The 17,802-nt window shown below is 37.7% G+C and carries 22 protein-coding genes; all 22 read left to right on the forward strand.

The genetic code is table 11. The features are described 5' to 3' along the window. Window positions 1–13: 13 nt before the first annotated feature. The 22 genes from BUB87_RS03730 to BUB87_RS03835 all read left to right on the forward strand — a co-directional run bounded on the left by BUB87_RS03730 (window position 14) and on the right by BUB87_RS03835 (window position 17,801). Entirely contained in the window at window positions 14–241 is a 228-nt protein-coding gene (locus BUB87_RS03730) for a HypC/HybG/HupF family hydrogenase formation chaperone (protein WP_234945945.1), read from the forward strand. Between the two features lie 23 nt (window positions 242–264). Then, on the forward strand, window positions 265–1,359 hold the full coding sequence (gene hypD / locus BUB87_RS03735; protein WP_407641816.1) for a hydrogenase formation protein HypD: 1,095 nt from the start codon (window positions 265–267) through the stop codon (window positions 1,357–1,359). Next, a complete protein-coding gene (gene hypF / locus BUB87_RS03740; protein ID WP_073341883.1) occupies window positions 1,356–3,620 on the forward strand; it encodes a carbamoyltransferase HypF in 2,265 nt (754 codons plus the stop codon). The genes hypD and hypF overlap by 4 nt, the downstream gene beginning before the upstream one ends. A gap of 117 nt (window positions 3,621–3,737) precedes the next feature. After that, the gene (gene hypE / locus BUB87_RS03745; RefSeq protein WP_073341885.1) at window positions 3,738–4,730 is read left to right on the forward strand and encodes a hydrogenase expression/formation protein HypE; all 993 of its coding nucleotides are present in this window, start codon (window positions 3,738–3,740) and stop codon (window positions 4,728–4,730) included. Window positions 4,731–4,781: 51 nt separating this feature from the next. Further along, window positions 4,782–6,461, forward strand: coding sequence for a transcription termination factor Rho (gene rho, locus BUB87_RS03750; protein WP_073341886.1), 1,680 nt, complete (start codon window positions 4,782–4,784; stop codon window positions 6,459–6,461). A gap of 117 nt (window positions 6,462–6,578) precedes the next feature. Further along, the gene (rpmE, locus tag BUB87_RS03755) at window positions 6,579–6,791 is read left to right on the forward strand and encodes a 50S ribosomal protein L31 (protein ID WP_026486848.1); all 213 of its coding nucleotides are present in this window, start codon (window positions 6,579–6,581) and stop codon (window positions 6,789–6,791) included. Window positions 6,792–6,857: 66 nt separating this feature from the next. Next, window positions 6,858–7,757 carry a DUF1385 domain-containing protein gene (locus tag BUB87_RS03760; protein ID WP_073341888.1) on the forward strand — a complete coding sequence of 300 codons (900 nt, stop codon included), beginning with the start codon at window positions 6,858–6,860 and terminating at the stop codon, window positions 7,755–7,757. Then, window positions 7,729–8,589 (forward strand): peptide chain release factor N(5)-glutamine methyltransferase, encoded by an 861-nt coding sequence (prmC, locus tag BUB87_RS03765; protein WP_200792754.1) that lies wholly within the window; start codon window positions 7,729–7,731, stop codon window positions 8,587–8,589. Before BUB87_RS03760 ends, prmC begins: the two co-directional genes overlap by 29 nt. Further along, a complete protein-coding gene (locus BUB87_RS03770) occupies window positions 8,586–9,146 on the forward strand; it encodes a chromate transporter (protein WP_234945946.1) in 561 nt (186 codons plus the stop codon). Before prmC ends, BUB87_RS03770 begins: the two co-directional genes overlap by 4 nt. After that, window positions 9,130–9,678 (forward strand): chromate transporter, encoded by a 549-nt coding sequence (locus tag BUB87_RS03775; protein ID WP_073341890.1) that lies wholly within the window; start codon window positions 9,130–9,132, stop codon window positions 9,676–9,678. The genes BUB87_RS03770 and BUB87_RS03775 overlap by 17 nt, the downstream gene beginning before the upstream one ends. Before the next feature lie 73 nt (window positions 9,679–9,751). After that, window positions 9,752–10,093, forward strand: coding sequence for a hypothetical protein (locus BUB87_RS14860; protein WP_073341892.1), 342 nt, complete (start codon window positions 9,752–9,754; stop codon window positions 10,091–10,093). Between the two features lie 166 nt (window positions 10,094–10,259). Beyond that, a complete protein-coding gene (locus tag BUB87_RS03785; protein ID WP_073341893.1) occupies window positions 10,260–11,201 on the forward strand; it encodes a G5 domain-containing protein in 942 nt (313 codons plus the stop codon). Between the two features lie 140 nt (window positions 11,202–11,341). Beyond that, a complete protein-coding gene (gene rnmV / locus BUB87_RS03790) occupies window positions 11,342–11,875 on the forward strand; it encodes a ribonuclease M5 (RefSeq protein ID WP_073341895.1) in 534 nt (177 codons plus the stop codon). An 11-nt stretch (window positions 11,876–11,886) separates the two neighbouring features. Continuing rightward, window positions 11,887–12,687: a 16S rRNA (adenine(1518)-N(6)/adenine(1519)-N(6))-dimethyltransferase RsmA gene (rsmA, locus tag BUB87_RS03795; protein ID WP_073341896.1), complete on the forward strand. Its 801-nt coding sequence runs from the start codon at window positions 11,887–11,889 to the stop codon at window positions 12,685–12,687. Window positions 12,688–12,753: 66 nt separating this feature from the next. Further along, window positions 12,754–13,881 carry a DUF7922 domain-containing protein gene (locus BUB87_RS03800; protein WP_073341898.1) on the forward strand — a complete coding sequence of 376 codons (1,128 nt, stop codon included), beginning with the start codon at window positions 12,754–12,756 and terminating at the stop codon, window positions 13,879–13,881. A 72-nt stretch (window positions 13,882–13,953) separates the two neighbouring features. Beyond that, window positions 13,954–15,426, forward strand: a complete 1,473-nt coding sequence (gene yabN / locus BUB87_RS03805) for a bifunctional methyltransferase/pyrophosphohydrolase YabN (protein WP_073341899.1) — start codon at window positions 13,954–13,956, stop codon at window positions 15,424–15,426. Window positions 15,427–15,515: 89 nt separating this feature from the next. After that, window positions 15,516–15,788, forward strand: coding sequence for an HU family DNA-binding protein (locus BUB87_RS03810; RefSeq protein WP_073341976.1), 273 nt, complete (start codon window positions 15,516–15,518; stop codon window positions 15,786–15,788). A 58-nt stretch (window positions 15,789–15,846) separates the two neighbouring features. After that, window positions 15,847–16,086 (forward strand): RNA-binding S4 domain-containing protein, encoded by a 240-nt coding sequence (locus BUB87_RS03815; RefSeq protein WP_073341901.1) that lies wholly within the window; start codon window positions 15,847–15,849, stop codon window positions 16,084–16,086. A 60-nt stretch (window positions 16,087–16,146) separates the two neighbouring features. Beyond that, a complete protein-coding gene (yabP, locus tag BUB87_RS03820; RefSeq protein WP_234945947.1) occupies window positions 16,147–16,416 on the forward strand; it encodes a sporulation protein YabP in 270 nt (89 codons plus the stop codon). 66 nt (window positions 16,417–16,482) lie between these two features. Next, entirely contained in the window at window positions 16,483–16,911 is a 429-nt protein-coding gene (yabQ, locus tag BUB87_RS15040) for a spore cortex biosynthesis protein YabQ (protein ID WP_407641817.1), read from the forward strand. Window positions 16,912–16,993: 82 nt separating this feature from the next. Further along, window positions 16,994–17,257: an FtsB family cell division protein gene (locus BUB87_RS03830; RefSeq protein WP_073341905.1), complete on the forward strand. Its 264-nt coding sequence runs from the start codon at window positions 16,994–16,996 to the stop codon at window positions 17,255–17,257. 106 nt (window positions 17,258–17,363) lie between these two features. Then, a complete protein-coding gene (locus BUB87_RS03835; protein ID WP_073341907.1) occupies window positions 17,364–17,801 on the forward strand; it encodes a S1 domain-containing RNA-binding protein in 438 nt (145 codons plus the stop codon). Window position 17,802: the final 1 nt, after the last annotated feature.

The following is a 17,802-nucleotide window of genomic DNA, read 5'->3' on the forward strand; positions in this document are numbered from 1 at the left end:
AGGAAGCCACTTCGTGGCGCAAAACATGTGCCTAGGGGTTCCAGCAAAAATTATAGAAATTGAAGACACTATGGCTCTTGTGGAATTTGGGGGAGCCAGTAGAAAAATATCCATAGCCATGTTACCAGATGCAGCGGTTGGCGACTATGTTATCGTTCATGCAGGATACGCCATAAGTAAAGTGGATGAAGAAGAGGCTTTGGAAGAATTAAACTTATGGCGAGAGGTTATGGGTTCGTGAAGGGAAAATATGAGGCGAATATGATGAAAAGGGTGGATGTAGAACTTATAAGGAAGATAAGGCAGAAGATTGCAGACTTAAATCCTGGTATTCCTATAGTTTTTATGGAAGTTTGTGGCACCCACACCATGGCTATAGCCAGGGCAGGCATCAGGCAGATGTTGCCCGACAATATAAGGATGATTTCAGGCCCGGGATGTCCTGTATGTGTGACATCATCCCAGGATATAGACCTGGCTATAGCTTTTTCAACATTGCCCAATGTGATTTTGACAACTTTTGGTGATATGATAAGGGTACCAGGCAGTTATACGCGGTTGTCTGAGATGAGAGCTAAAGGATGCGATATAAGGGTGGTATACTCGGTATATGACGCCCTTGAGATCGCGAGAGAAAACCCGTCAAAAGAAGTGGTTTTTGAAGCTGTTGGATTTGAAACAACGGCTCCCTCTATTGCGGATGCTATAGTCAGGGCAAAAAAAGAAAAGATCATGAATTTTTCGGTTTTATCTCTGCATAAAACCGTTCCTATGTCATTGAGAGCCCTTTTAGATATGGGGGATATAAAAATAGACGGCTTTTTGTTGCCAGGACACGTGAGCGCCATTATAGGGGTAAAACCGTACAGATTTCTGCCTATAGATTATGGTATAGGCGGAGTTATATCTGGATTTCAACCTGAAGATATATTGTTTAGCATTGCGGCATTGCTTAAACAGATCAAAGAGGGACCACAGATACAGAACCAGTATAGCCGTGTAGTAAAAGAAGAAGGAAATGTAGAAGCGCTTAGAGCAATAGATGAGGTCTTTGAACCCTGTGATTCGTATTGGCGTGGAATTGGTATTATAAAGAATTCGGGGCTTAAAATAAGAGATAAATACGCGGACTTTGATGCTGGTATGCGATTTCCAGTGAAGGTATTTGATTCAAAAGAACCTGCTGGATGTCGCTGTGGCGATGTTTTGAGAGGTATAATTGAACCGCAGGAATGTCCGCTTTTTGCTAGGGCTTGTACTCCTGATAACCCAATAGGTCCATGTATGGTGTCATCAGAAGGTAGTTGTGGGATCTGGTATTCAGAAAGAGCTTATAGGGTGCGAGAGGTACAAATATGAGGAAAAAGATATATGTATATGGCATTGTTCAAGGGGTGGGATTTCGCCCCTTTGTCTATAATCTGTGTAAAAAATTTGGTATAGCTGGCTATGTAATGAATACTGCCTCAGGGGTATGTATAGACGCTCAGGGCGACCCGGATTCTCTGGAAAAGCTTTTAAAAGAAATACAGCATAATCCACCATCTTTATCCATTGTAGAGCACATAGAAGTGTACGACTGCGAAGAGAAAAATTATACGGAGTTTAAAATAATGCAAAGTGCGGATGATGGAGGGTTTATACCTGTTTCACCAGATATGGGTATTTGCGATGAATGTCTTGAAGAGCTTTTTGATCCTGGCAATAGAAGGTATAGGTATCCCTTTATAAATTGTACCAACTGTGGTCCACGATACTCCATAATAAAAGATATTCCTTACGATAGGCCTATGACCACCATGGAGCGATTTAAAATGTGCCGTGATTGTCAAACGGAGTACGATAATCCAGATGACAGGAGATTTCATGCACAACCTAATGCCTGTCCTATTTGTGGCCCACATGTGTTTTGGGTTGATGATGGAAGCGCAACGTTGGAGGGAGAAAAGGCTTTAAAGAGAGCAATTGTTTTATTGAATGAAGGACGTATCGTAGCGATAAAAGGCGTTGGAGGTTTTAACCTGGCTGTTGATGCAACAGATGAAACAGCCGTAAAGCGATTAAGAAAGAAAAAGCACAGGTATGATAAGCCACTGGCTGTTATGGTTGCAGATATAGATATGGCAAAAAGATTTGCGGTGATATCTGGTGTGGAAGAAAATGTTTTATTATCGCAGAGAAGACCTATAGTGCTTTTGAAGAAGAAAGCTTCATTAGAGCATTTTATTGCACCATCTGTGGCACCAGACATTGATACGATAGGAGTAATGCTTCCACCTACCCCTCTTCATTATCTCATAGCCCGGGACTTTGACAGGCCATTGGTAATGACCAGCGGGAATTTATCTGAGGAACCCATTGCAAAAGATAACAGCGAAGCTATGGATAGACTTAAAGGTATTGCCGATGGTTTTTTGCTTCATGATAGGGATATATTTGCTCGTATAGATGATTCAGTATCTATGGTGATTGATGGAAAAGAGATGGTTATAAGGAGGGCGAGAGGTTATGCCCCACAGCCGATTGTTTATACCAGCCCAGTAGAATCTCAAAAGTTGCATAAAGGTATAGAAGTCCTTGCATTGGGACCTCACGATAAAGTTACCATATGCGTAGCTAAAAATAATTATTTTTTTATAAGCCAGCATATAGGCGATATGGATAATGTAAAGACAATACAGTATTTTAAAGAAACCATAGAGCGATATAAAAGCCTTTTTAGAGTTCAGCCAGATATAGTGGCATATGATATGCATCCCGATTACATAACAACCCAGTATGCGTTGACAATAGAAGGGTTAAAAAAGGTAGCTGTTCAGCACCATCATGCTCATATAGCTTCATGCATGGTTGATAACGGTATTTCACAAAAAGTCATCGGTGTAGCGTATGATGGCACGGGTTATGGAGATGATGATAAACTGTGGGGCGGGGAGATAATGATAGCGGATTTGCATAGCTATCATAGACAATATCATCTCAAATATATTCCTTTAATCGGAGGAGCAACGGCAATACGAAAAATTTATAAAGTAGGGCTATCCTATATGTTTGAATCAGGGTACGATTTTGAATTGTTTAAAAAACGCATTGACAAAAAAGAAATGGAGCTTCTAAAGATTCAGTGGGAAAAGAAAATCAATGCTCCGGAGGTATCCAGTGTAGGAAGATTATTTGACGCTGTAGCAACAGTTATAGGCTTGAGAGATTACACGAGTTACGAAGGGCAGGCGGCGAGTCAGCTGGAATCATTGATAAGTTTAAGCGTTAATGGTTATTATGAATACGATATATCTGATGAAGGCATCATAAATCCTGTAAGTATAGTATTGTCTGCATATAAAGATAGAGAAGCAGGCGTAGATTTAAGTACGATTTCAACAAAATTTCATAATTCGATCGTTATGTTTACAGTTGATGCAGTTAAAAGGGTAAGGAAAGTATCAGGATTAAATGACGTTGTTTTAACAGGTGGAGTTTTTCAAAATCGATATTTGCTTGAAAATATTAAGAGCCAATTAGAACAAGAAGGTTTTTGTGTATATGTACACAGGAAAATTCCATGTAATGATGGAGGCATTTCGCTTGGACAGGCTGCAGTAGCCTTATATTCAAGCTGATTGTATCGTTATTTTATTGTCAATAGAATTGCGATATATTTAAAAAGATTAGTTAAATTTTTCATAAAAATAATTTTAAAATGATGTATTTTGTGTTATAATAAGAGAGGTGTGATGATGGAAAGGATAGAATTAAAACATGGCGGCGGAGGAAGGGCTTCACAGGATATTTTAAAATTATTTTTAAAGTATTTTGATGATGATATTTTAAAAGGTTTAGAAGATGCATCTATTCTGAATATAACAGGTGAAATCGCGTTTACCACCGATTCATTTGTGATTAAACCTCGCTTTTTCCCAGGTGGAGATATAGGCAAATTATCTATATGTGGGACTGTAAATGATCTTTCTGCTAGAGGGGCAATCCCGAAATATATTTCTGTTGCGTTTATAATCGAAGAAGGATTTGAACTTTGCGAACTGGAAAAAATAATAATGTCAATGGCTGAAACCGCAAAAGGTGCGGGAGTTAGAATAGTTACAGGAGATACTAAGGTTGTAGAAAAAGGCAAAGCAGATGGCTTATATATCAACACGTCAGGCATAGGTATCGTAAAAATACCCGGGATATCTGCGCATAACGTAAAGCCGAAGGATAAAATTATTATTACAGGAACTATAGGAGATCATGGAATTTCAGTTATGGCAAAACGAGAAGGGTTGAATCTTGATGTAGATGTTAAAAGCGATTGTGCACCATTAAATAAGGTTGTCGAGGATTTAGTACCACTAAGCAATCAGATACACGCTATGAGAGATCCTACTAGAGGTGGGTTATCAGCAACTTTAAATGAAATTGCCAGGGCCAGTCATGTGAATATGAAGATTTATGAAAGTGAAATACCTGTAAAAGATGCAGTTGTAAACGCTTGCGAAATACTTGGGTTGGACATATTGACGCTGGCTAATGAAGGAAAGCTTGTCATATTTTCATCTCCTGAAGTTGCAGATGATGTTATTAACATTTTAAAATCAAATCCGCAATGTAAAGATTCTAAAATAATAGGTGAAGTATATGATGGAGAAGGTATTGTGTTAATGGAAACTGTATATGGAACAGAGCGAATTGTAGATATGCCTGCAGGAGAAATTTTACCAAGGATATGTTGATATATTGGAAAATATGGCTATAATAATTACGAAATAGTGGAGGTGTTTTATTTGCAAATACCAAATTTAGATGAGATGGGTATATTTGAACTAAGAGATTTCGCAAAAAGCATGGGATTGAAGGGTTTTACAAAGTACAGAAAGAAAGAACTTATCGATTTCATAAAAAGCCATCTTGAAAGCATAAAAGGTTCGGCAGACACTAATAAGGATGAAGAGGCTGAAAAATCACCGGCGGAGCAAAACGAACAAGAAAAAAATCAAAACGAGGAAATAGTTTTAAATAGCAAAGAACAATTGGAAGGTGAAGAACAGCCTAAAGTTGATGAAGAACAAGAAAAACATCCTGAAAAGATTATAAAAGAACAAAAAGACACAGATTCAAAAATCCCTATTTTGGATAAAGAAATAGAAGAAGAATTGGACGCTGGAGTAAAAGAAAGGATTATAGATGAAGATGAGTTAAAAAAGAATAGGGTTAAAAGCATCAGCGAGGAAAAACAAGAAGTGCTTTCTGCTATAGATCAAAAAGATATAGATGAGGAAAATAAGAAGGAAATAAAGAGAATTGTGACTCAATTAGAGGATGAATCTATCCTGAGTATGATTGAAAGTCAAGGTGAGGCTATCGGCGAAGGTGTACTTGATATAATGCCCGATGGTTATGGATTTTTAAGGGCTGAAAATTATGTTCAGGGAGATAAGGATATCTACATTTCGCAGTCTCAGATTCGTCGCTTTGGTTTAAAGGTTGGCGATTGGGTAAAGGGCATTATAAGATTGCCTAAAGAAAATGAAAAGTACGGTGCGGTTATATATGTGCAATCGGTAAACGGAGATAAACCCGAGGCTATAAAAAATAGGGTTCCGTTTGAAGATTTGACGCCTATATTTCCTAAAAAGAGATTAAAGCTGGAGACGTCGCCAATTGACTTATCGACAAGACTTGTGGATCTCATTGCGCCTATAGGTAAAGGCCAGAGAGGTCTTATTGTAGCGCCGCCTAAAGCAGGGAAAACGACTCTTTTAAAGAAAATAGCAAATAGCATTTCTATCAATCATCCCGAAGTGCATCTTATTGTATTGCTCATTGATGAAAGACCTGAAGAAGTTACTGATATGAAAAGATCTATTAAAGGAGAAGTTGTATATTCAACTTTTGATGAATTGCCGGAACATCATACAGAAGTAGCGGAGATGGTATTGGAGCGAGCCAAGAGAATGGTGGAACAGAAAAAGGATGTTGTGATATTGCTGGACAGCATAACGAGGCTTGCAAGGGCATATAATCTTACAACACCGCCTTCAGGGAGAACATTGTCAGGTGGTCTCGATCCCGCAGCTCTGCATCCGCCTAAGAGATTTTTTGGCGCTGCGCGAAATATTGAGGAAGGTGGCAGTCTGACCATACTTGCTACCACTCTTATTGAAACAGGCAGTAGAATGGATGACGTAATATTTGAAGAGTTTAAAGGAACAGGTAATATGGAACTTCACCTGGACAGAAGATTATCTGAAAGGAGGATATTCCCGGCTATTGACATATACAAATCCGGTACTAGAAGAGAGGAACTGCTACTGTCTAGTCGCGAGCTAGAAGCCATGTGGCTGATAAGAAAAGCCATGGCTACGACACCCCCTGCGGAAGTTATGGAGCTTCTAATAAATAAGCTCATGAAGACTAAAGACAATAATGAATTTATAGAAGGAATTAAGAGCGCTATCTTATAAAATAGATTTAAAAAATAGATTTAAGCCATGTTGACGAAAAGCATAAAATAAAATATAATTATATGGTGTTATTTGATATAGGTCCATGGCCAAGTCTATGGGAGCGAGGTGAGAACGATGAAAAAGGGTATACATCCAACATATTACCATGATGCCATAGTAAAGTGTGCATGTGGAAATACGTTTGTTACCGGGTCTACAAAAAAAGAGATACATGTGGAGATTTGTTCAAAATGCCATCCTTTCTTTACGGGCCAGCAGAAGTTTGTGGATACCGGCGGACGTGTTGAAAGATTTACAAAGAAATACGGCTGGGGTGAGAAAAAATAAAAGGGAGTCTGAGAGCTCTCTTTTATTTTTTTTTATTTATGTGCTATAATGAAAACAGGCGAGGTGATGAAATTGAACAGAAAGTTTGATTACGGCGGGCAGGCCGTTATTGAAGGCGTGATGATGCGAGGCATAAACGGATACGCTATCGCTGTTAGAAAGCAGGATGGGAGTATAGAGTTATTTAAACAACGTTTTTTGCCTATTACCCGAAAGTTTCCATTTTTAAATATACCCTTTTTAAGGGGTACATTTGTGCTTCTTGATTCCCTTCTTGTAGGTATTAAGTCGTTGATGTATTCAGCTGACGTTGTTGAAGGAAATGAGCAATCAAAAGATAATTCAGTAAAAAATTTATTGTTTATGTATGCTTCGATTACTATATCGGTGGCGTTTGCTGTACTTTTGTTTTTTGTATTGCCAACATATGCCAGTTCCTTTTTAAAGGGTGCGGTAAGATCATATATTGGGTTAAATGCGATAGAAGGCATGTTAAGAGTTTTAATATTTCTGGCTTATCTTTCGTTGATATCGTTGATGAAGGATATCCAGAGGGTATTTGAGTATCATGGTGCTGAACACAAAGTGATACATTGTTTTGAACATGACCAGGAGCTGACCGTAGAGAATGCCCGTAAATATTCTACACTGCATCCCAGGTGTGGGACAAATTTTTTGTTTATAGTGATGATAGTAAGTATTATCGTTTTTTCTCTATTTCAATGGCCATCACTTAAGGATAGAATAGTACTGAGAATAATATTGTTGCCTGTTGTAGCCGGAATATCCTATGAATTCATTAAGCTGGCAGGTAGAAGTGAAAATAGATTCATAAAGGTGTTAACGTACTTGGGTCTATATTTGCAAAGATTTACTACAAGAGAACCTGATGATTCGCAACTGGAAGTAGCCATTTGTTCTTTAAAGGGTGTGCTGGATGAAGGAAAGACAATTGAGTGTCCATGAAGCCATTATATGGGGAACGGGTGTGCTAAAAGAGATAGGCATTCAGACATCACGCCTGGATGCCGAACTTCTTTTATCTCACGTTTTAAAATGTGAAAGGGCTCACCTTATAGTGATAAATAAAGAAAAATTGACTCATGATGATTTAGTTATATATCGCCGACTAATAGAAGATCGCAGGAGGGGTATTCCTGTAGCATATATCACGGGTTTTAAAGAATTTATGGGTATAGATTTTATAGTAAATCAAAGTGTATTAATTCCGCGGCCTGAAACCGAAATCCTGGTGGAGGCACTAATTCAACGGCTTAAAGGAGTAAAGAGCCCTAAAATTTTGGATATAGGAACCGGTAGTGGATGCATAGGTATAAGCCTTGCTTACTTCATAACTGATAGCTCTGTATATGCTACAGATATTTCATCTGATGCGCTGGCTGTTGCAAAGACCAATGCGCGTAGATTGGGTGTTGAAGATAGGGTGTTTTTTTATCAAGGAGATGTATATGATGCATTGCCTGACGAATATAAGGGCTATTTCGATGTTATTGTATCTAACCCGCCGTATATACCTTCTGTTGACATAAAAAATTTATCTAATGAAGTAAAAAGCGAACCCGCCCTAGCTCTTGATGGGGGAAAGGATGGTTTGCGCTTTTACAGAAAGATTATAGCAGGTGCCTTTGAGTATCTAAAAAAAGGTGGCTTATTGGCATTTGAAGTCGGGTATGATCAGGCACAAAAGGTAAAATCGATGATGATGTCATATTCTGTGGACATCATAAAGGACTTGGCGGGTATTGAGAGAGTAGTTATAGGGAGGCGAATTTCTTGACAAAACGGTTGATACAGATGTTTCTGGTTTTTTTCAAGATAGGAGCATTTACATTAGGCGGCGGTTACGCCATGGTACCGCTCATGAAAAAAGAGATTGCAGGCAAACGCAAGTGGCTTTCTGATGAAGAATTTGTGGATATCCTGGCGGTTGCTCAGTCGGCACCTGGACCTATTGCTATAAATACATCGGTATATGTGGGTTACAAAATGGGGGGCTTTATCGGCTCTATCGTTGCTACTTTAGGATCGACCCTTCCTTCTTTTATTACTATTTTATTGATTGCGATGTTTTTTACCACGATAAAAGATCAACCGCTGATAGAGGCTATTTTTAAGGGGATAAGGCCCGCTGTGGCAGCAATGATAGGTGCTTCCGTAATAACGCTGCTTAAATCGGCTAAAATAAAGAGTGGCGCGTTGACAGTTACATTTCTTGCAGCAGTGGCTATCATCGTTTTTAATTTACATCCGATACTTGTTATAATATTAGCTGCGCTGGGAGGTATATCAGCGATGGCTATTTCGGGAGGCGAAGAACGTGGCAGTACTGATTAAGATTTTGCTTTCGTTTATAAAGATAGGTGCATTCAGTTTTGGTGGCGGGTATGCGGTACTTGCCGTCATTCAAAAAGAAATAGTTAATGTGAATCATTGGTTATCAAACAAAGACTTTATAGATGTAGTGGCTATTTCTCAGGTGACGCCGGGTCCTATAGCGATAAATTCTGCAACTTATGTGGGGTACACCATAAAAGGTATTTTGGGTTCGACACTTGCTACACTAGGTGTGGTTTTACCTTCATTTGTCATTATTTTAATCATAGCCAGGTATTTTACTCGTTTTTCTGATAAACCTGCTGTTAAATGGATGTTTAAGGGGATAAGGCCTGCCAGCATTGGCCTTATAGCTGCGGCTGCCGTATCAGTTGCAGAAGGGTCGTTTATAGATGTATACAGCTGGTTGATATTTTTATTGGCATTTATACTTACATATAAAGATTTTGATCCTATTTTGCTTACTATAATTTCTGGCATTTTAGGAATTATATTTTATTACCAGCCTCTTCATGCATTGTTTAGATTATAAATCTGTAGGCTATCACACTTGTATTTTATGCAACATATACTGTAATGAATAATTCTCATGAGGAGGTATGGTTATGGATAAAGATCCTTTGACTGATACAGCTGCTGGTATGTCGCCTTATCAAATGCCAGCAATGTCTACTATAATGCCTGGAGCATCTTCTGGGGTTTCTGGAATGCCTGGTATGGCGCCTATATCCACGCTGCCGGGAATGCCTATGGTGCCAGGAACGGCACCTGTGCATGGAATGCCACCAGTCGCTATGCCTGGCATGATGCCGTTACCTGGAATGCCATATATGCCGGGTATGCATCCGATGGATGAAGAAATGATGGAGATGAGATATATAGTTGCCTTATTAATGCTTCATATTGACATGTGTATAAAGCATATGCATATGTACCATGGAATGTAAATATAAATGTAAAAAATAGAGGGGTATCCCTCTATTTTTTACAAAATGATGAATAATTTGGTATAATAATATCATACTATAATAATAGCATATTTCTATGCCCAAGGCAATTTGACATGATGTTTCTTTTGGATTAAAATAGAGGGCAATGAAAGGAGGCGATAGTATGGCAAATAAAAAGATGTACATATTTGTTATTGCCATAGCTACTATTGCTGCTATAACACCTTTTTTATTTAAAATGCGTTCTAAAGAAGTGGCATCTATTGAAAAATCGCCGCTGCGAGTTTTTATTACATACAACCTGCCTCAGCAGCAAATAAACAGGATAAATAAAGAGTTGTTTGGAAAACCTGATTTAAACCTTAAATGGGTTAATGTTGAAGTTGATGGCAAGAGATTCAGGTTGTCAACAGATAAGGAGTTTGTAGGCGATATACTTAACCAGGCAGATATAAAAATCGTGAAAGGAGACGAGGTCAGGCCATCGCCATGGGAAATCGTTAAACCTAATGAAACGATAAAAATATCTCGAATTCAGGAGCAGACTGTAACAGAAATTGCTGATATACCGTTTAAAGTGACGAAAAGTTATACAGATAGATTAGAGCAGGGAAAATCTGTGGTGGTCCGAGATGGGCAAAATGGAAAAAAGGAATTGATATACAAAGTAATATTAAAAGATGGTAAAGAGGTCGCCCGTACTTTACTTCAAGAAAAAGTTCTAAAGCTCCCGATAAACAAGGTGATAGCCGTGGGCACCATCGGCATGCTTACAACATCAAGGGGCGAGATTATAAGGTATTCAAAAGTATTAACAATGGAAGCTACAGCATATACCAGCAGTTATTCAGATACAGGAAAATCTCCAGGGGATGGAGGTTATGGTATAACAGCGTCTGGAATAAGAGTAAAACCAGGCATTGCAGCTGTAGATCCATTGGTTATACCACTGGGAACGAGATTATACGTAGAAGGTTATGGATATGCGCTGGCTGCTGATACGGGAAGCGCTATAGTAGGCAACAAAATAGATCTATATTTTAGCGACAGCGAAAAAGCACAGCGATATGGGCGACGTATAGTAAAAGTGTATGTTTTAAAGTAAAGGGATACATGCGTATCCCTTTACTTTATATCTTTATAAACAATTGTGATTTTTGCATAGACGTGATAAAATAATTCTATTGCAGAAATTCTACTGATTACTTATAATTTGGAGATATTTTGCTTCGGGGGTTGTGATTGATGTTAAAAGAAGTTATTGTGGTAGAGGGAAGGGATGATCTATACGCTGTTAAGAGAGCAGTAGATGCAGATGTGATTGTAACAGATGGATTTAGATTAAAAAGAGAAACAATAGATCTAATTCGCATGGCTCAAAGGAAACGAGGAGTAATTGTATTGACAGATCCAGATCATGCAGGTGAAGCAATCAGGAGGAAAATATCGTCGCTGGTAAAAGGTGTGAAGCACGCTTTTATACCAAGGGATGAAGCGACATTGCATGATGACGTAGGGGTAGAAAATGCTTCGCCTGAGAGCATTGTGAGGGCATTAGAAAAAGCTAGAGTAGAGAGAATAGATAAAGAAGATGTATTTACGATGGAGGACATGATAAATGCAAAACTGGTAGGTAATCAAAAGGCTTCGATAAGAAGGGCAAAGCTGGGCGCTATTTTAGGTATAGGTTATGCCAATGCCGGACAGTTTTTAAAAAGGTTAAATACTTACAACATATCGAGAGAAGAATTTATGAAGGCTTTAGAAAGTATTCAATGAAGGGATAAGGTATGGATAAAATCAAAGCAAAAAAGAGATTGGGTCAGAATTTCCTTATCGATGATTCTATTTCTAACGCTATTGTGCGAGAAGCGGGGGTAAAAGGACGTGATGTATTAGAAATTGGTCCTGGAACCGGTGCCCTTACGTTTAAACTTGCTGATGTGGCTAATAAACTGGTTGCTGTGGAAATAGATCGCAGTCTTTATGAAAGGCTAAATGACCGTCTTAAAAACAGGAATAATGTTTGTCTGATCAACGGGGATATCCTAAAGGTAAATTTGTGGGAATATTTTGATGACGTTTTTACAGTGGTAGCAAACTTGCCCTATTATATAACGACGCCGATAATTATGAGGCTTATGGAATTTAGATCAAAGATTGATAGGATTGTGGTTATGGTTCAGAAGGAGGTAGGCCAAAGGATTGTTGCTGTTCCTGGCAATAAGGATTACGGTGTTTTAACTATCGCAGTACAATACTATGCTATACCTGAAATAGTATTGGATGTTCCCAAAGAGTCTTTTAAGCCTCAACCTAAGGTGGATTCTGTTGTTGTCAGGATGGATATAAGAAAATCGCCTGCGGTAGATGTAGATGAGAAAAAATTTTTTAGAATAGTTAAAGCTGCATTTTCCAGTAGAAGGAAGACACTTCTAAACGCCCTGCATGGTGGGGATATTTTGAAGGATAAAGCTATGTTAAAAAGTATTATAGAGGAATGCGGTGTAGATCCTGAAGTACGTGGTGAAAACTTAAGTATAGAGGATTTTGCACGCTTATCGCGAAAGCTTGCCCCCATAATGTTCTAAAAATTAGAAGTATGCATATATATTTACCAGTAGTCGGCATACCTTATTTAAAAGGAGGGGGTTGGTATGCTTTTGAGGAGATTTTTCGTGACATTAAAGCCGGACGATGACAAGTATTCTATAGAAGGCGAAAAACCAGACGGTTTTTTTAAGTTTGAAAGGTTTGGCAACAGATGTAGGGTTACTATAAATGTGACAGGCCTGAAGCAGCCGGAGGATTTTTCATATAAAGGCATGCTTATTGGTTTTAAAAACAATGAGCCCGTGATGTTTGATATGGGTGTATTGAAAATTGATGATATGGGTAGGTGCATTTCTCAATGGCTTTTTGATCCTGAAAATATCGAGGGGAAAGGTATCAGATTGGAAGATCTGAAGGTTTGCGCAGTTGTGGTGGATAATCTCAATGGACAATTGATTACACCGCTGGTAGGACTTTTAGATGGTGATTATGCTGATTGGAAAAAAATGATTAAGCACGACAAAAATATAAGCATTGACGAGTCCAAATCTTCAGAGAATCTTGTGCCAGAATTACCAAATATAGATATAGGAGAAGATAGCGATAGCCAGTTAGAGCAAAAGTTAGAGCAAAATGGTGCATATGTTGAAAATTTGGATCATGATGAAGGTGAATCAGGATATGATCATGCAGAACCGCAAGAAGATAAGGAAGACAAAACAGATCAAAGTTCTGAAAAAAATATATCTGAGCAAAATAATATATCTGAAAAAAATATAGGTGAAAGTGAAGCAGAAAATCTTATTGGATTGCTGGAGTTAAAAGATCAAGGTGTGCCTGGTGAGAGCCAGTATGTACGAAATTTGAAGAAATATATTGGAGATATAATAGGACATTTGCAAGAAGTACAGCCTTTTGAAGAAAAAATGGAAGGTTATAAATGGTGGAAGATTGAAAACGGGTATGCATTTAATAAAGATCATTACTTGATGGGGTTGGTTTTTGAGCAAAACAAAGTAAAGTATATAGTTTATGCTATGCCGGGTAAATTTAATATGTTTGATCAGCCTTATGGAGGTCTTACTGGCTTTGTTTGCTGGAGGCCTGCTAGAGGTCAGCAATTCGAATATGATGCTGATGGTTATTGGCTTATGCATATAGATGCGCTGACAGGGCAAATTGTGATGCCCTTGAAGCCTACTCCGCCACCCTTGTTTAAAGGATATGATTGATCTGGTACCATCCAGGTCTTTTTTGTTGCTTTAAAGGGTTAAATGGTGGTAAAATAATTGTGGTGATGATATATGAGAATAGATGTTATAGGATTAGGGCCAGGCAGTGACGGTTTAATAACAAGGCAGACAGAAAATATTTTAAGAGGGGCTGACGAAATATATTTGAGGACTAAAATACATCCTTCTGTTAAGTGGTTGGATGAAAATGGCATAAAGTATCAATCTTTTGACTATATATACGAGGAAAGCAGATCTTTTGATGAGGTATATATTAAAATAGCTGAATTCCTTATCGGAAGGGTATTGGAAGGGGGAAAGGTGGTATATGCTGTACCAGGACATCCCCTTATCGCAGAAAGATCCGTTGATAACCTGATGCGGTTGGCACAGGAGAAAGGAATTGATGTTTTTGTATATTCAGCTGTTAGCTTTATTGATGCTGTATTAGCATCTATTAAATACGATCCAATAAATGGGCTAAAAATCCTGGATGGGCTTTCTTTAGATCGGCAGGTGCCTGATCGCGCTTGCGGGAATATAATAACACAGGTATATGACAATCTGGTTGCATCAGAAATTAAGTTAAAGCTTATGAAAATATATCAGCCAGAGCAAGATATCGTGTTTATACGATCAGCAGGCATACCCCATGAGGAAGTTGTTCGAAAGATCAAATTGTATCAGCTTGACATGCAAAAGGACATAGATCACTTAACGTGTGTATACATACCGCCAGCATCCAATTCAACCTATGATTTTGGAGATCTGATAAAAATAATGGAAAAATTAAGGAGTGATAGCGGATGCCCGTGGGATAAGGAACAGACTCACGAAACCCTCAGACAGTATCTTATTGAGGAATGTTATGAGGTTATAGAAGCTATTAATAAAAAAGATCCGGCTAAGCTACAGGAAGAATTGGGAGATGTTCTGTTCCAGGTGGTTTTTCATTCAAGGATAGCTGAAGAAAGTGGTTTGTTTAACATAAACGACGTCATCGACGGAGTGTGTAGCAAGATGATATTGAGGCATCCCCATATTTTTTCTAACATAAAGGTAAAAAGTACCGATGAGGTTTTAAATAACTGGGATGCCATAAAAAAAGACGAAAAAGGATATACTTCTATTACTGAGGTGTTGAGGGACATACCTAAAGAACTGCCTGCTCTTATGAGAAGTTATAAGGTACAGCATAAAGCTGCAAAGGTGGGATTTGATTGGGATGATGTAGATAAGGCTTTGGACAAGCTTTATGAAGAAATTGAGGAATTAAAAGAGGTATATAAATCTGGAAACAGGGAAAAAATCCAAGAAGAGATGGGCGATGTTCTGTTCGCATGTGTAAATGTGTCAAGGTTTTTAAAAGTTGAACCGGAACTAGCCCTTGCCAGTACTATAGAGAAGTTCATAGAAAGATTTAGTTATATTGAAACCAAAGCTGTAGAAATGGGCAAGATGATGCAGGATATGAGCTTATCTGAAATGGATGAACTGTGGAATGAAGCCAAGACGAATAATTTTCACAAGAATAATGAAAAATAGCTTTAAAAAGCAGGATTTTGCGATTTTTTGAAGAATATATTAAAATGCAACATATTATAAAAACAAAAATGGAAATGGGAGGTTTTAAGGTGAATAAGGCTGATATTGTTTCAAGCATGGCAGAAAAAAGTGGACTTACTAAAAAAGATGCCGAAAAAGCATTGGATGCTTTTATAGAATCGGTTATAGAAACTCTTGAGAAAGGGGATAAAGTTCAGCTGGTTGGCTTTGGGACTTTTGAGGTGAGGGAAAGAGCCGAGAGAAAAGGCATAAATCCCCAGACGAAAGAAGAAATTATTATACCTGCTTCTAAAGCTCCTGTATTTAAAGCAGGTAAATTGCTTAAGGAAAGAGTAAAATAAAAAATCGGGTCGCGTGACCTGATTTTTTTATATAATTTTAATTTAAGTAGGTGATAGTATGAGACTGGACAAATACTTAAAGGTTTCAAGGTTGATAAAACGCAGAACAGTAGCAAAAGAGGCCTGTGATGAGGGGCGCGTTTTGGTAAATGGTAAGATAGCGAAAGCAGGCACAGAAGTAAAGGTAGGAGATGTAATAGAGATTCAACTTGGTTCTCGAACAGTTAAAGCAATGGTAACACAGTTACATGAACACGCATTGAAAGAGGATGCTGCAGAGATGTATAAACTATTATAATGTCATAACTTTTATATGCCCTGCATATATTTTATATAAAGGGTTAAGAGGGTGATGCATATGGATGCGTCTCATAATATATTTATAGAGAACAGAGAAAAAGCAAAAATAAGCGGGGTCATAGAAGTTATGAGCTTTAACGAAGATAACATAAATCTTTCTACAAACCTTGGGGGATTGATCATAAAAGGTAAGGATTTACACATAAACAAGCTTAACCTAGACGATGGGGAACTTATCATCGAAGGCACTATATTAAGCCTCACTTACACCAGCAAAGAAGATATGAAAGGCCGTGGAAAGGGCCTTTTAAGTAAAATGTTTAAATAATAATATGCCTCCTTACTTTGCTTTAAGGGGGTTTTTCTATTACTTTTGGCGTGGTGGAGTGATGATATGGATTCGGCTATAAGTAATCAAGTATTAGTTTTTTTAATATGTATGTATGGAGGTATTTTCTTAGGGCTTTTTTATGATATTTACAGGATATTCAGGAGAATATTTAGACCTAAAAAAAAGGCTACGTATATTGAAGATGCGCTTTTTTGGTTAATTTGTTCGTTATTTGTGTTTTCAGTGATATTTCTTGCCAATTACGCGGAATTAAGGTTTTATACTTTCCTGGGATTTATATCGGGCTTTTATATTTACATGAAATTATTCAGTTTTGTGTTTATAAGAATTACCATAAAGACACTCAGATGTATAAAAAGAAGTATGGTTGGCCTCTTTAGCTTTATATCATCTCCATTTTTGCTTGCATATAATATAGTGGCAAGGCAAATTAACGGTGTTAAAAATTTATTAAATTTCAGAAAAAAATGAAGGGATTTTAGTAGTTGCGTCGAATATCAATATTAGATAATGCATTAATCCAAGGAAAGGATTGTTTTAGGTGAGGTTGAAGGTGAATAAAAGGAAACTGGTGATTTTTGCTATTACAGTTTATACTTCTGTGACACTTATTCAGCAACAATATACCATAATTCGATTGCATAAAGAGCAGAGAGATTTAAATAAGCGAATCGAAATGGCTAAGAAAGAAAATGAAAGGCTTCAAAAGGAAATAAAATATTCAAAAACATTAGATTTTGTAAGAAAGATCGCCAGTGATGAATTGGGCTTGGTAAAAAAAGGCCAAACCGTCTATGTGGATATTAATGGAAAATAGATTTTTATAAAAAGTTAAATCAGAGCCTCTGATGTGCTTGCATTTGGGACAAATCATTGATACAATAAAATTGTATTAAAGAATTAAAAGGAGGAATCTTTTATTTATGCCAGTTGAGGTAGGCAAAGTGGTCGACGGAACCGTGCTAAATATAACAAGCTTCGGGGCATTTGTCCAGTTACCAGAAGGGGAAACTGGATTAGTACACATATCAGAAGTCGCAGATAAATACGTGAAAGATGTGAGAGATTATTTAAAAGAAAAGGATAAGGTAAAAGTTAAAATTTTGTCGGTTAGCCCTGATGGTAAAATTAGCTTGTCAATTAAAAAGGCGAATGCGGAGCTTAAAAAATCGTCTAGACCATTGGACTTAGAATGGAATCGTAACAAATCGTCCAGCAACATGTCTTTTGAGGATAGGCTTGCTAAGTTTTTAAAGGATAGCGATGAAAGACAGCAGCAGCTTAAAAAGAACCTGGATACCAGAAGAAGGTCTGGGGGAGGATATAATAGAGGAAAAACCAATAAAATGATCGAAAAGTGAT

The sequence above is a fragment of the Caldanaerobius fijiensis DSM 17918 genome, assembly GCF_900129075.1.
GTDB lineage: Bacteria > Bacillota > Thermoanaerobacteria > Thermoanaerobacterales > Caldanaerobiaceae > Caldanaerobius > Caldanaerobius fijiensis.

Bases quoted from the DNA above. Each gene is read 5' to 3' on its own strand.
- hypD (WP_407641816.1), top strand. From the start codon at position 265: ATGAAAAGGGTGGATGTAGAACTTATAAGGAAGATAAGGCAGAAGATT.
- hypF (WP_073341883.1), top strand. From the start codon at position 1,356: ATGAGGAAAAAGATATATGTATATGGCATTGTTCAAGGGGTGGGATTT.
- hypE (WP_073341885.1), top strand. From the start codon at position 3,738: ATGGAAAGGATAGAATTAAAACATGGCGGCGGAGGAAGGGCTTCACAG.
- rpmE (WP_026486848.1), top strand. From the start codon at position 6,579: ATGAAAAAGGGTATACATCCAACATATTACCATGATGCCATAGTAAAG.
- BUB87_RS03760 (WP_073341888.1), top strand. From the start codon at position 6,858: ATGAAATTGAACAGAAAGTTTGATTACGGCGGGCAGGCCGTTATTGAA.
- prmC (WP_200792754.1), top strand. From the start codon at position 7,729: ATGAAGGAAAGACAATTGAGTGTCCATGAAGCCATTATATGGGGAACG.
- BUB87_RS14860 (WP_073341892.1), top strand. From the start codon at position 9,752: ATGGATAAAGATCCTTTGACTGATACAGCTGCTGGTATGTCGCCTTAT.
- BUB87_RS03785 (WP_073341893.1), top strand. From the start codon at position 10,260: ATGGCAAATAAAAAGATGTACATATTTGTTATTGCCATAGCTACTATT.
- rnmV (WP_073341895.1), top strand. From the start codon at position 11,342: ATGTTAAAAGAAGTTATTGTGGTAGAGGGAAGGGATGATCTATACGCT.
- rsmA (WP_073341896.1), top strand. From the start codon at position 11,887: ATGGATAAAATCAAAGCAAAAAAGAGATTGGGTCAGAATTTCCTTATC.
- BUB87_RS03800 (WP_073341898.1), top strand. From the start codon at position 12,754: ATGCTTTTGAGGAGATTTTTCGTGACATTAAAGCCGGACGATGACAAG.
- yabN (WP_073341899.1), top strand. From the start codon at position 13,954: ATGAGAATAGATGTTATAGGATTAGGGCCAGGCAGTGACGGTTTAATA.
- BUB87_RS03815 (WP_073341901.1), top strand. From the start codon at position 15,847: ATGAGACTGGACAAATACTTAAAGGTTTCAAGGTTGATAAAACGCAGA.
- yabP (WP_234945947.1), top strand. From the start codon at position 16,147: ATGGATGCGTCTCATAATATATTTATAGAGAACAGAGAAAAAGCAAAA.
- yabQ (WP_407641817.1), top strand. From the start codon at position 16,483: ATGGATTCGGCTATAAGTAATCAAGTATTAGTTTTTTTAATATGTATG.
- BUB87_RS03835 (WP_073341907.1), top strand. From the start codon at position 17,364: ATGCCAGTTGAGGTAGGCAAAGTGGTCGACGGAACCGTGCTAAATATA.